Origin of the sequence: Bordetella genomosp. 9 (genome assembly GCF_002261425.1) — a bacterium.
Classification (GTDB): Bacteria; Pseudomonadota; Gammaproteobacteria; order Burkholderiales; family Burkholderiaceae_B; genus Bordetella_C.
This window is the reverse complement of sequence record NZ_NEVJ01000003.1, coordinates 1874403-1887187: the sequence shown is the minus strand read 5'-3', so window position 1 is coordinate 1887187 and position 12785 is coordinate 1874403. Positions and strand designations below refer to the sequence as shown.

The following is a 12785-nucleotide window of genomic DNA, read 5'->3' as shown; positions in this document are numbered from 1 at the left end:
GTGAAGGCAAAGTCCAGACCCGCAAACGATCCGGCCGCCCAGGCCGGATCCGGTGGCGAAAGCCATAGGGGTAAGGAAAACCGGCGGGGCTTCACGGCCCTCGTGAGTTCGAATCTCACACCTTCCGCCAGATGCTTCAGCGACGCCCAGATGCGGTGTGCAGAACAATCACGGTAATCCTCCGGCGAACACGCGCTGGATGGCGGGTGCTACATCCGCTCTTTTGTCCCGCGTCGGATCAGCCACCAATTCACTGGATAGGTTGTCGCGAAACCGACGATCATGGCGATCTGCATCATGAACCAATAGCTGGCCTGGGTCGGTTGCAGATCCGGGTACAAGGCGGTGCGCAGCGCCATCCAGGCGAACATGCCAATCGGGCCCCAATAGAGCATGGTCAATGGCCAGACCGCTTCCATGACCTTCATCCGCTGGCGCCGGCCCAGCAGGTATATATCCGCCAGCACGCAGGCGGTGCTGGCGAGGCACAGCGCGATATAGGCGAGGGCGGCGTAATGCAGGGCTTGAGGCGTCATGTCGTGGGTGGCCCAGATGGATGGAACCCCAACTGCGGCGTGATCGCGGCATCGGTCAGCTCTTCTTGGGATTGCGCCCGGGGCGTGTTTGCCCACATGCGCCGCTCGTCAATGCGGGCGGCCATGGATCAGCGCTTTTTGAGCAGAGCCCAGAGCAGGGCGCCTGCCGCAAGGCCAGCGCCTGCTATCGCGGCACGGTGCGTGGACGCCCAGAGCGCCGCGCTGGTGTCCTGTGCGCAGCCGTCGAAGGACCCATGGGTCCCATGCAAGCCGGGTACCGGCCGCCAGAGATTGTTGACGCGGGTCGCGGGCGCCAAGGGCTTGCGTTGCTGGGCCCTGTAGTTGGTGCGAGCCAGGTACCGGTCCAGCAGTCCGGGAAAGAACTTATTGGCCACGATCGCCTTGATCGACGGCATGCCTACGTAGAGCTCGCGGCGGCGATGAAGGGCCGCCCACACAATGGCGCGGGCGGCGACCTCGGGTTGGAATATGGGGGGCACAGGCTGCGGCGCATATGCGACGTGCGACATCGCCCAATCGAACTGTGGCGTGTTCAGCGCCGGCATCTGCACCATGGTCACGTGCACGCGGCTGCGATCGTGCATGAGCTCGCTGCGCAGTGAATCGGTGAAGCCGCGCACGCCGTGCTTGGCGCCGCAATAGGCGGATTGCAGCGGAATGGCGCGATAGGCCAGGGCGGAGCCCACCTGCACGATGGTGCCGCGGTCGCGCCGCCGCATATGGCGCAGCGCGGCCATCGTGCCGTAGACCTGGCCCAGGTAGGTGACCTCGGTGACGCGGGCGAACTCTTCCGGCGTCAACTTCGAGAAGGGCGAGAACACCGTCAGCATGGCGTTGTTCACCCACACGTCGATCGGTCCCAGCTCGTTTTCCACCTGCTCGGCCGCGCGGTCCATGGCCTTGGCATCGCTGACGTCGACCGGGATGGGGAGGGCGCGCACGCCCAGCTTGCGTACGTCTTCGGCGGCGGCGGCCAGGGCATCGGCATCCCGCGCCAGCAGCGCGACGTTCGCGCCCATGCGAGCGAATTCCAGCGCCGTGGCGCGGCCCACGCCGGCGCTGGCGCCGGTGATCACCACCGTATGTATGGCATGTTTGCGTCGGAACATAGGCGACCTCCAGGCTTACTTGTCCTTGTTTCCAGGCAGCACGCTGCCCAGCACCTGCTTGGCCGTGTTCAACAGCACATGGCCCTGGTCGGGGTCGCCTTTCATGAGCGTGGTGGCGAAGGCCTTGGCCTGCGCCATCGTGATGTGCGGCGGCAGGGGCGGCACGTTGGGGTCGCTCTTGACCTCGATGACCACGGGGCGGTCCGAAGCCAGGGCCTGGTCCCAGGCGGCGCCCATGGCATCGGCGCGATCGACGAGGATGCCGCGCAGGCCGATGGACTCGGCGAACTGGTGATAGGGCACGGACGGAATGTTCTGCGATGCCTCGAACTTGGGGTCGCCTTCCATGACGCGCTGTTCCCACGTCACCTGGTTCAGGTCGCCGTTGTTGAGGACCATGCAGATCCAGCGCGGATCGCGCCATTGCTTCCAGTACTTGGCCACGGTGATCAGTTCGGCCATGTTGTTCATCTGCATCGCACCGTCGCCGACCAGCGCGATGACGGGACGCTCCGGATAGGCGAACTTGGCCGCGATGGCGTAGGGCACGGCGGCGCCCATGGACGCCAGTCCGCCTGACAGCGAGCACATCATCCCGCGCTGCACTTTCAGGTCGCGCGCGTACCAGTTGGCGACCGAGCCGGAGTCGCTGGTCACGATCGCATTGGCGGGCACGCGCGGCGACAGCTCCCATATCGTGCGCTGCGGATTGACGCCGCCTTCCGCATCGGCCAGCGCGCGCTCCTCCAGCTTCTTCCACCAGGCGGCGTTCCATTTGTCTATGGTCGTGCGCCACTTGTTATCGGCGCGGGGCTGCAGCAGCGGCAACAGATCGCGCAGCGTCTCCCGGCTGTCGCCCACCAGGTTGACTTCCATGGGATAGCGCAGGCTGAGCATGTCGGGCTTGATGTCGATCTGTACGCCGCGCGCCTGGCCTTCCTTGGGCATGAACTCGGCGTACGGGAAACCGGAACCGATCATCAGCAGCGTGTCGCATTCCATCATCAGCTTGTAGCTGGGTTCCGTGCCCAGAAGCCCGATCGAGCCGGTGACCCACGGCAGATCGTCGGGCAGGGCGGCCTTGCCGAGCAGGGCCTTCGCGACCCCGGCGCCCAGCCTGTCGGCCACCGCGATGATTTCATCGGTGGCATGCAAGGCGCCGGCGCCGACCAGGATGGCGACCTTCTTGCCGGCATTCAGGACTTCCGCTGCGCGGCGCAGGTCCTCGGGGTAGGGCACGGTGCGCGGTGCGCGATAGCCGACGCCGGAATGGACGGTGCCGTGCTCGCGCGCGGGCTCCTCGTACGGCAGGTCTTGCAAATCGTTGGGCAGCACCAGCGCCGTCACCAGCTTCTGGCCGATGGCGGTGCGTATCGCGCGGTCCACCAGATGCCGGACCTGCGCGGGCACGCTGGCCTGCTGCACGAAACCGCCAGCGACGTCCTTGAACATCGATACCAGATCCAGCTCCTGCTGATAATGGCCGCCCAGCGCGGCGCGCGCCTGCTGGCCCACAATGGCGAGCACCGGCATATGGTCCATGCGCGCGTCATACATGCCGGTGATCAGATGCGAGGCGCCGGGGCCGGAGGTGGCGATGCACACCCCCAGTTCGCCCGTGAACTTGGCATGGGCGGACGCCATGAAGGCCGCCATTTCCTCATGGCGGGCCTGGATGAATTCGATTTTTCCCTGGGCGCGGCTCAGGGCGCCGAATACGCCGTTGATGCCGTCCCCGGGGTAGCCGTAGATGCGGCGCACGCCCCAGGCGTGCAAACGTTCGACAATGAAGTCTCCGACGGTCGTGGACATGGGTTTGCTCCGGGAAGGTGAACGCCCGGGATATCCATCGGCCGTGCGTTCGCGTCATGTGCGGGCGCGCGGCGGTTCAATGCGTGGCCGTCGACGCCCTGATCGAAGCATGGGCCACGCAAGCCTTGTTCCTATGCGTGTGCTTACGATGAGCAGGCGACCCCGCGCTCGTTCGGGGCAAGGCGGGCAAGGAGGCGTGATGGGACCGGGCGGCGCTTCAGTCTTCGCGCGGCGCGCCGCACTGCCAGCACAGGGTGAACTGCGGTTCCGACCATTCACCGCAGGATGTACAACACCAGTTCGCCAGGGACTGGCCGGGTTCGCGCCAGCCGGCGTCGATGATGCGCGTGGCCAATTCGAGATCGCGTTCGTTTTTCAGCCAGATCTCAGGTCCGCACTGGTCGGCGGGAATTTCGCCGATCGCCCCCAGAAGATATTGATTGTGGAGCTCGCAGGCGATGCGAGCCTGTGCCAGCAGGTTCATCCAGTGCTGGGCAATCAGCAGATCAGGCGCGCGCGTGAGTCGGATCATGGGAACGGGAACCGAAACAAGTGGTCGGAATGATAGACCAAGGTCGCCCGCAGGGCGTGTGGCAATCGGTGCCGCCTGTCCGGCCGAAGGCGTGCCTTTCCTCGTGCCATCCCTGCACCATCGGCGGCCCATGGCGCGATAATCGAAGTTTTCGTTCAGGACCAACCAGGAGCCCGCCTTATGCTCGCCGTCGAAATCTCCCGCCCCGGCGGACCCGAAGTGCTCGTTCCCGTCCAGCGGCCCATGCCCGAGCCCGGCCCGGGAGAGGTATTGATCAAGGTCTCGGCCGCCGGCGTCAACCGTCCCGACACGTTCCAGCGCAAGGGCAGCTATCCGCCGCCGCGCGGCGCATCCGATCTGCCCGGACTGGAAATCGCCGGCGAAATCGTCGGCGGCGATGCCGCCGTGGGTGGCTATGCCATCGGCGACAAGGTCTGCGCCCTGGTCTCGGGTGGCGGCTATGCCGAATACTGCGTCGCCCCCGTCCAGCAATGCCTGCCCGTCCCGGCCGGCCTGTCGGAGATCGAAGCCGCCGGCCTGCCGGAAACCTATTTCACCGTCTGGAGCAACGTCTTCGATCGCGGCCATCTGGGCGCCGGCGAAAGCCTGTTGGTGCACGGCGGGGCCAGCGGCATCGGCACCACGGCCATCCAGCTTGCCAGCGCCATGGGCCACAAGGTCTACGGCACCGCCGGCAGCGACGACCGCGCCCGCGCGATCGAAAAGCTGGGCGCCGCCAAAGGCATCAACTACCGCGACCAGGATTTCGTGAAGGAAGTGCTGGACGCCACCGGGGGCGCGGGCGTCAACGTGATCCTGGACATGGTGGCGGGTGACTACATCGCCCGCGACATCCAATGCCTGGCCGACGAAGGCCGCATCGTGCTGATCGCCACCCTGGGCGGCAACCACGGCAATGTGGACTTCGGACAGGTCATGCGCCGCCGGCTGACCATCACGGGATCGACCCTGCGGCCCCGTCCGGTGGATTTCAAGGGTGAAATCGCCGCCCGCCTGCGTCAGCACGTCTGGCCCTTGCTCGAAAGCGGCAAGATCAAGCCCATCATCCACGCCGCCTTTCCGCTGGAGCAGGCCGCCCAGGCCCACGCCATGATGGAAGCGGGCGAGCAGATCGGCAAGATCATCCTGACCACGCAGGGCTGATGGCGGGGGCCGCGACGGGGGAGGGGCCTCGCCGCGGTCCGCCGGCATCCTTGATCCCGACGGGCTTGAAACAAGATACAATCGTGGGTTTGACCCAGCGAAGCCCATAACCATGAGCACAGACGATCGCCGTGATACGCCGGCCGATGCCGCCAGCCAGACGCCCGCCGGCGCCGCCCGCGCGCGCCTCGTCCTGGGCAACTGGAAAATGCACGGCAGCCTGGCCGAGAACGCCGCGCTGCTGGACGCCCTGCGCGCCCGCGCCGGAGCCGGCACCTGCCAGGTTGGCGTGTGCGTGCCGTTTCCCTACCTGGCCCAGACCCAGGCCCTGCTCGACGGCAGCGCCGTTTCCTGGGGGGCGCAGGACATCAGCGTGCACGACAAGGGCGCCTACACCGGCGAAGTCTCGGCCGCCATGCTGAAGGATTTCGGCTGCCGCTGGGCCCTGGCCGGCCACTCGGAACGCCGCGCCATGCACGGCGAAACGGATGAGCTGGTCGCGCAAAAGGCCAGGACGGCGCTGGCCGCCGGCCTGACCCCGGTCGTCTGCGTCGGCGAAACGCTGGCCGAGCGCGAAGGCGGCAACACGCTGGGCGTGATCGAGCGCCAGCTGGAACCCGTGCTGGCGCTGGGCGCCCAATCCCTGATCCATGTGGTGCTGGCCTACGAACCGGTCTGGGCGATCGGCACCGGCCGCACCGCCACGCCGGAGCAGGCGCAGGAAGTGCACGGCGCCATCCGCGTCGCGCTGCGCGGCCTGGGCGTGCCCGGGGTCCGCATCCTGTACGGCGGCAGCGTCAAGGCCGCCAATGCCGCCGAGCTGTTCGCCATGCCCGATATCGACGGCGCCCTGGTGGGCGGCGCGTCGCTGGTGGCCGATGAATTCCTGCGCATAGCCGCAATCTAAGTTTCCGTCTGGAGCAAGTAATGTCTTTGATGCTTTCCGCGCTGATGATCGTGCAGGTGCTTTCGGCACTGGCCATCATCGTTCTGGTCCTGCTGCAGCAAGGCAAGGGCGCCGATATGGGTTCGGCCTTCGGCACCGGCTCCGCCGGCAGCCTGTTCGGCGCATCGGGCGCGGCCAACTTCCTGTCGCGGACCACCAAATGGGCCGCCGTGGTGTTCTTCGTCACGACGGCCGGCCTGGCTTATGTCACCCACAAGGGTGTCGAGCAGCCCGCCACGCTGGATTCGGGCGTGATGTCCGGCTACCAGGCCCCCGCTGACAAGTCGGTGCCGCAGGCGCCGGGCGGCGCGTCCGTGCCGGCCCCGGCCACGCAAGGCGATGCCTCGGTGCCCGGCAGCGGCGTCCCGTCGACCGGCGGCGCCGCGCCCGCGCAGAGCGCGCCGGCCAAGCCCGATGCGTCCGTGCCGCAAGCCCCCGCCGCGCCGGCCACGCCCGCCGCGCCAGTCAAGCCGGCCACGCCGGCGAAGTAAGTCTGGTGCTATCCGCCTGGCGGCGTCACGCTGCCGGGCGTGCTAGAATCTCGGTCTTTCCACGCCCCGGATGGGCGGCATGGAGCCCCGGCTCCGAGTCGATCCCGGTGCGTCGCGAAACCTAGCCGACGTGGTGAAATTGGTAGACACGCTATCTTGAGGGGGTAGTGGCGAAAGCTGTGCGAGTTCGAGTCTCGCCGTCGGCACCAAGATCTGTTCAGAAAGTACAGTTCCAGAAAGTCCCGGAGCGTACCGAAACCCGCAAGAGCATCGGCTTCTGCGGGTTTTTTGTTGCCCCGGAGGTAGGGTATCACCGACCGGTCTAGCCTTCGATCAGGCAAGCAGGCTCGCTTCCAGGATGTCCAGCGCTTCTTCGAAGATGGCGTCTTCGATCGTCAACGGGAAAAGGAAGCGTACGACGTTGCCATACACGCCGCAGGTCAAGAGCAGCAGGCCGCTACGCAGCGCGCGCTGCTGGACCGCGCTGGTGAACTCGGCATCCGGGGCGCCGGATGCGTCGGCGAACTCCACCGCCACCATGCCGCCCAAACCGCGTATGTCAGCGATCTGCGGCACGCGCGGACGCAAGGCGGACAGGCGCGCCTTGAGCCGGTCGCCCAGCGCCTGGGCACGTTCGGCCAGGTTTTCTTCGGCAATGACGTCCAGCACCGCATGTGCTGCCGCCACGGCCAGCGGGTTACCCGCATAGGTGCCGCCCAGCCCGCCCGGCGCGGGCGCGTCCATGATTTCGGCGCGGCCGCACACGCCGGACAGCGGCATGCCGCCGGCCAGGCTCTTGGCGAAGGTCATGATGTCCGGCACGACCCCGAAATGCTCCATGGCGAACAGCTTCCCCGTTCGAGCGAAACCGGTCTGCACTTCGTCGGCGATCAGGAGGATGCCGTGCTCGTCGCAGAGCGCGCGCAACGCCTGCATGAGCGCCGCGGGCACGGGGTTGAAGCCGCCTTCGCCCTGCACCGGCTCGATGATGATCGCGGCCACGCGGCTGGGCTCCACATCGAATTTGAACAGGCGCTGCAGGGCTTGCAACGAGTCCTCCGGCGTGACGCCCTGCAGGGCGTTGGGGAAGGGCACATGGTAGACATCGGCGGGAAACGGCCCGAACCCGATTTTGTAGGGCGCGACCTTGCCCGTCAGCGCCATCGTCAGCAAGGTCCGTCCATGAAAGGCGCCGCCGAAAGCGATCACCGCCGGACGGCCGGTCGCGGCGCGCGCGATCTTGACGGCGTTTTCCACGGCCTCGGCGCCGGTCGTGAAGAAAGCGGTCTTCTTGGCGTGCTCGCCAGGACTCAGCGCATTGATGCGTTCGGCCAGGGAGACATAGGACTCGTAGGGCACGACCTGGTAGGCGGTATGCGTGAAGTGCTCCAGCTGCGTGGCGATGGCCCGCGTCACGCGCGGATGCCGGTGGCCGGTATTCAGAACGGCGATACCGGCGGCGAAGTCGATGTATCGGCGCCCCTCCACGTCCCACAGTTCGGCATTCAGCGCCTTGGCCGCGTAGAAGTCACACGCGACGCCGATGCCGCGCGGCGATGCTGCCAGGCGCCGCTGTTGCAACGATTCGTTCTTCATCTCTGTTCCCTGTACGAGATTGGCCGGCGCCAGGGCTGGCGCCGATGATCGGCGGCATGGAGGCCGTCATGCGGCGTGCAGTATCATCCGCATTGGCCCCGGGTGGTAGAGCCATTCATCGAATATGCATGGAACCACTTTGACACCGGGGATCGACCGCCGCCATCCTACCGACACCAGGGAGCACCGATTGGACGCCATGCTGAGCGAATGGTTGAAGGCGCAGCTGGCGGAGCCTTCGGACGAACCGACCTATCGCCGGCTGGCCCGGCTGTTGCAGTCGGCCATCCTGGAAGGCCGGCTCGCGCCGGGGCTCCGGCTGCCCGCTTCCCGTGTGCTGGCCGCGGACTTGTCCATCGCGCGCAATACCGCGATCCAGGTCTATGAGCAGCTGCAGGTGGAGGGCTATGTGGAATCGCGAACCGGCAGCGGCACCTACGTCGCCGATACGAGGCCTCCTGGATCCCTGCCGGCGGCCACGGCGCCGCTGCGCCGCCCGGCCGGCGGCATGCGGCGGCTATCGGAACGGGGCCGCCGTACCATCGAAATGGCCAGCGTGGCGCGCACCCAGTGGGGCGCCTTCATGCCTGGCGTGCCGGACGTCACGGAGTTCCCGAGCCGCATATGGAGCCGGCTGCAGAACCGGATCTGGCGCCATGGCCGACAGGAGCTGATGACCTACGCGCCGGGCGGCGGATATCCGCCCTTGCGGCGGGCGATCGCCAGTTACCTGCGCGTGGCGCGGGCGGCGACCTGCGCGCCGGAACAGATCATCGTCACCACGGGCATCCACCAATCCGTGGATCTGGCGATCCGTCTGCTGTGCGACGTCGGCGACGAGGTCTGGGTCGAAGAGCCCTGCTACTGGGGTGTGCGCACCCTGTTGCTGTCGTCGGGCTTGAAGCCCGTGCCGATCGCCGTCGATGCCGAAGGCATGAACCCGTCTGCTCGCCAGCTTGGCCGTCCGCCACGCCTCATCATCTGCACACCGTCACACCAGTATCCGCTGGGTTGCGTGATGAGCCTGCAACGCCGGCGCACACTATTGCAGTACGCCCGCATGCACGGCTGCTGGATCATCGAGGACGACTACGACAGCGAGTTCCGCTACGGCATCGGCCCTCTGGCGTCCTTGCAGGGACTGGACCAGGACGGACAGGTCATCTACGTCAGCAGCTTCAGCAAGGTGCTCTTTCCCGGCATGCGCGTGGGATACATGGTCGTCCCGGAAGCCATCGCCGAGCTGTTCGCCAAGGGCATTGCCGAGCTGTACCGGGAAGGGCAGATGATGGCGCAGGCGACACTGGGCGAATTCATCGATGAGGGCCACCTGGCCTCGCATATTCGCCGCATGCGCGCGCTGTATCAGCAGCGCCGTGACACCCTGCTCGAAACGATCCGGGATAGTTACGGGGACCGGTTTCCGGTCCTGGGCGATGACGCCGGCCTGCACCTGGTGCTGGCGCTGCCCGGGATACGCGACGACGGCGATGTGGCGCGGCGCGCCGCGGCGGCGGGAATCATGGTGCGCGCGCTCAGCGGCTATTACGCTGCCAGGCGCGGAGCGCGCCAGGGTCTTATCCTCGGCTACGCATGCGTGCCGCAGGCCCGCATCCCTACGGCGTTCGCGGTGCTCCGCGACGTGATCGACGCGACGTGATCGACAGACGTGAATGCGCGACGTGAATGCGCAACTCAGGCCCGCCCGTCGTCGTCCGGCAGAAACGGCGCGAGCGCCGACACGGTGCCCATCACGTGCTTGCGCATCATCGCCTCGCAATGTTCCGGATCGCCGCCGCGTATGGCGTCGATCAGTTCCTGGTGCGCCTCCCGCATGCGAACCGCGACTCGTCCGGGCTCCGACGCCCACAGGCGCATATAGGGCTCGACAACCGCGTGCAGGTCGGAGATCTGCTGTTGCAGCCGGGGCTGCCGACAGAAGCCGCACAGGTATTCGTGGAATTCGCGGTGGGTGCTGGTCTGGTCCACGGCCGCGGGCGCGGTGCCGTCGAGCTGATCCAGCATGGCGTCCAGCCGGTGCAGTTGGGCGGGACCGATGTTCTCCATCGCATTGCGCAATGCGAGGCCTTCCAGGACTGACCGTATCTGGAAGACCTCCAACATTTCGCGGCGATTCAGGCGGCGCACCACCGCGCTGCGATTGGTGCGTATCGTGACCAGCCCTTCGGACGCCAGGCGGCGCAGCGCCACGCGCACAGGGGTGCGGCTGATGCCGATCTCGCCCGCGATGATCTCCGGGACGAGACGGCTGCCGGGCCGTGCGGCGCCTTGCACGATCTGGCGCTGTATGTGTTGATACGCCTCCTCTTCCGCGTTCAACGCGCTTCGGGGCAGCAGTAGTTTTTCCATGTATTCGCAGCCTGGCGATTTTCGTGCTAAAAACCGTAAAACTGGATACAGTTATACAGTTGTCCATTTTTCTTAGTATAGGCGGCGCCGTTCATAAACCGCCAATCAAACATGCAAGGGGTTACACATGAAGAAAGCCGTATCGGGCCTCATGCTCGCCATCGCATCGGTCCTGCCGAATGCCGGATGGGCGCAGCCCGCGTCCTGGCCAGACCGGCCAGTCAAAATCGTGGTTCCGTTCCAGGCGGGATCCGCCACCGACCTGATCACGCGGCAAGTCGCGCTGGTGCTTTCGCGCGACTTCGGCCAGCCATTCGTGGTGGAGGCGCACCCCGGCGCCGCGGCCGCCATCGGAAGCTCCATCGTCGCTCGGGCCGCGCCGGATGGCTACACGTTGTTGATGGGCGGCCCGGCGGCGGTCGTCACCAACCGGTTCACGCAAAAAAACCTTGGCTACGATCCTGACAAGTTCGAGCTTGTCTCCATGGTGGCCTACACGCCGAATATTCTTCTCACCACGCCCGGGCAGCCGTTCAAGACCCTGCCGGAGATGGTGGCCTACGCGCGCGCCCACCCGGGCAAGCTGACCTACGCGTCCTTCGGCACGGGCACCACGTCCCACCTGGCCGGCGAACTGCTGAAACAAGCGACGGGCACCGACATTCTGCACGTGCCTTACAAAGGGGCCGGCGAAGCCATTCCCGCGCTGCTGGGCGGGCAGGTGAGCCTGTACTTCGACACGATCATGACGGGACTGCCGCAGGTACGGTCCGGCAAGCTGGTTGCCCTGGGCATGTCCACGGCCAAGCGTTCCGATCAGGCGCCGGACATCCCCACCATCGCGGAACAGGGCTATCCCGGCTACGACATCGCGCCGTGGTACGGGATCGTGGCGCCCGCCGGGACGCCGACACCGATATTGGACAAACTGAACGCCGCGATCAACAAGGCCCTGCAAAGCGGCGAGTTGCGCACCAAGCTCGCGGAGGCCGGCGCGGAGCCTTACGGTGGAAGCCGGGAATCCTTCAAGGAGTTGATCGCCAAGGAAATTCCGCGCACCCGCAAGCTCCTGGAACAGGCCGGCTTCGTCGACAAATGAAGCTGGCGTTCCAGGTCTGAGCCGCCGCATCTAATCCGAGCGCGGGTCGCTGCCCGTACGCTGTAGCCGCGTTTCGGATTCGATGAAGACGCGCTTGACGCGGCGGTAGCGCGACTTGATGCGCGCATCGATCAGGTCGAATATCTCATGCGCCTGTGCGCGATCCAGAGTGGGCGAGAGCATCAGGCTGACGTTGACCAGTATGTAGTCCGGGCCCATATGCATGGTCAGGATTTCGTTGACGCGATCGACACCAGGGGTTTCTTCCATCAGCGCCCGGACACCGTCCACCACCTCCGGCGAGGCGCTTTCGCCGATCAGCAGGCCCTTGGTCTCGCGGGCCAGCAATATCGCCACGGACGCGAGGATCAGCCCGATGACGATGGAAGCGGCGCCGTCATACATCATGTTGCCGGTGACTTCGCTCAAGGTGAGCCCCGCGAGTGCGAACAGCAGTCCCAGCATGGCGGCGCTGTCCTCCAGGAGCACCGCGAATGCCGTGGGATCCTTCCCGGCTTCGACTGCTTCCAGATAGCCCTGCTTGCCCTTTTGCCGCCTGAATTCCTTGAGCGCTACCAGCCACGCACTGCCTTCGAACAACATGCTCAGTCCGAGCACGATGTAGTTGACGACGGGGTCTTCGATCCGGACGGGCTCACGCAAGTGCCGGACGCCTTCGTAGATGGAGATGCCGGCGCCGAGCGAGAAGATCAGCAGCGCCACGATGAAGCTCCAGAAGTAGATTTCCTTGCCGTGGCCGAAGGGAAAGCGCTTGTCGGGCGGTCGCCGCGCCTGCCGCATGCCATACAGCAGGAATCCGCCGTTGCCGGTGTCCACCAGTGAATGGACCGCTTCGGACAGCATGGCGGAGCTGCCGGTGTACATGGCGGCGAACAACTTCGTCAGGGCGATGAGCAGGTTGCCAGCCAGCGCCACATAAATGACTTTCTTGCTGCCGGTAGCCATGAGTCTCCTGGGTATGAGGTCGGCGGGATAAGGTCGGGCTCGTCACGGTTCCGGGGCACAGCCAATTTCATTCCCGAGCGGGAACGGCGCTTCTGCGGGTTATCCCTAGGTGATCCAAACCCATCCAGGCCCCGTATGAAGGG

12 protein-coding genes and 1 tRNA gene are annotated in these 12785 nt (G+C 66.1%); 6 read left to right on the top strand and 7 right to left on the bottom strand.

Annotation, left to right across the window (positions count from 1 at the left end):
- Positions 1–209 precede the first annotated feature (209 nt).
- From CAL26_RS19640 to CAL26_RS19625, 4 genes are all read right to left on the bottom strand, one after another.
- Entirely contained in the window at positions 210–632 is a 423-nt protein-coding gene (locus CAL26_RS19640; RefSeq protein WP_256988535.1) for a DUF4396 domain-containing protein, read from the bottom strand.
- A gap of 32 nt (positions 633–664) precedes the next feature.
- A complete protein-coding gene (locus tag CAL26_RS19635) occupies positions 665–1666 on the bottom strand; it encodes an SDR family oxidoreductase (RefSeq protein WP_179283399.1) in 1002 nt (333 codons plus the stop codon).
- A 15-nt stretch (positions 1667–1681) separates the two neighbouring features.
- Positions 1682–3478, bottom strand: a complete 1797-nt coding sequence (locus CAL26_RS19630; RefSeq protein WP_094848431.1) for a thiamine pyrophosphate-requiring protein — start codon at positions 3476–3478, stop codon at positions 1682–1684.
- 217 nt (positions 3479–3695) lie between these two features.
- Entirely contained in the window at positions 3696–4010 is a 315-nt protein-coding gene (locus tag CAL26_RS19625) for a putative signal transducing protein (RefSeq protein WP_094848430.1), read from the bottom strand.
- Positions 4011–4190: 180 nt separating this feature from the next.
- Between CAL26_RS19625 and CAL26_RS19620 the strand changes: the two genes are divergently transcribed.
- The 4 genes from CAL26_RS19620 (at position 4191) to CAL26_RS19605 (ending at position 6820) form a co-directional block, all read left to right on the top strand.
- Positions 4191–5174: an NAD(P)H-quinone oxidoreductase gene (locus CAL26_RS19620; RefSeq protein WP_094848429.1), complete on the top strand. Its 984-nt coding sequence runs from the start codon at positions 4191–4193 to the stop codon at positions 5172–5174.
- 112 nt (positions 5175–5286) lie between these two features.
- Positions 5287–6081 (top strand): triose-phosphate isomerase, encoded by a 795-nt coding sequence (gene tpiA, locus CAL26_RS19615; RefSeq protein WP_094848428.1) that lies wholly within the window; start codon positions 5287–5289, stop codon positions 6079–6081.
- 20 nt (positions 6082–6101) lie between these two features.
- Positions 6102–6611, top strand: coding sequence for a preprotein translocase subunit SecG (gene secG / locus CAL26_RS19610; RefSeq protein WP_094848427.1), 510 nt, complete (start codon positions 6102–6104; stop codon positions 6609–6611).
- 124 nt (positions 6612–6735) lie between these two features.
- A tRNA-Leu gene (locus tag CAL26_RS19605) sits at positions 6736–6820 on the top strand.
- Positions 6821–6944: 124 nt separating this feature from the next.
- Here CAL26_RS19605 and gabT read toward each other — a convergent pair.
- Positions 6945–8207, bottom strand: coding sequence for a 4-aminobutyrate--2-oxoglutarate transaminase (gene gabT, locus CAL26_RS19600; RefSeq protein WP_094848426.1), 1263 nt, complete (start codon positions 8205–8207; stop codon positions 6945–6947).
- A 190-nt stretch (positions 8208–8397) separates the two neighbouring features.
- Between gabT and pdxR the strand changes: the two genes are divergently transcribed.
- A complete protein-coding gene (pdxR, locus tag CAL26_RS19595) occupies positions 8398–9867 on the top strand; it encodes a MocR-like pyridoxine biosynthesis transcription factor PdxR (protein WP_094848425.1) in 1470 nt (489 codons plus the stop codon).
- 35 nt (positions 9868–9902) lie between these two features.
- On the opposite strand, the gene CAL26_RS19590 is transcribed toward pdxR, so the two are convergent.
- A complete protein-coding gene (locus CAL26_RS19590; protein ID WP_094848424.1) occupies positions 9903–10577 on the bottom strand; it encodes a GntR family transcriptional regulator in 675 nt (224 codons plus the stop codon).
- A 151-nt stretch (positions 10578–10728) separates the two neighbouring features.
- On the opposite strand from CAL26_RS19590, the gene CAL26_RS19585 reads away from it, so the two are divergent.
- Positions 10729–11676 carry a Bug family tripartite tricarboxylate transporter substrate binding protein gene (locus CAL26_RS19585; RefSeq protein ID WP_256988653.1) on the top strand — a complete coding sequence of 316 codons (948 nt, stop codon included), beginning with the start codon at positions 10729–10731 and terminating at the stop codon, positions 11674–11676.
- Between the two features lie 30 nt (positions 11677–11706).
- Here the strand turns inward: CAL26_RS19585 and CAL26_RS19580 are convergent, their stop codons facing one another.
- On the bottom strand, positions 11707–12642 hold the full coding sequence (locus CAL26_RS19580) for a cation diffusion facilitator family transporter (RefSeq protein WP_094848422.1): 936 nt from the start codon (positions 12640–12642) through the stop codon (positions 11707–11709).
- Positions 12643–12785 lie beyond the last annotated feature (143 nt).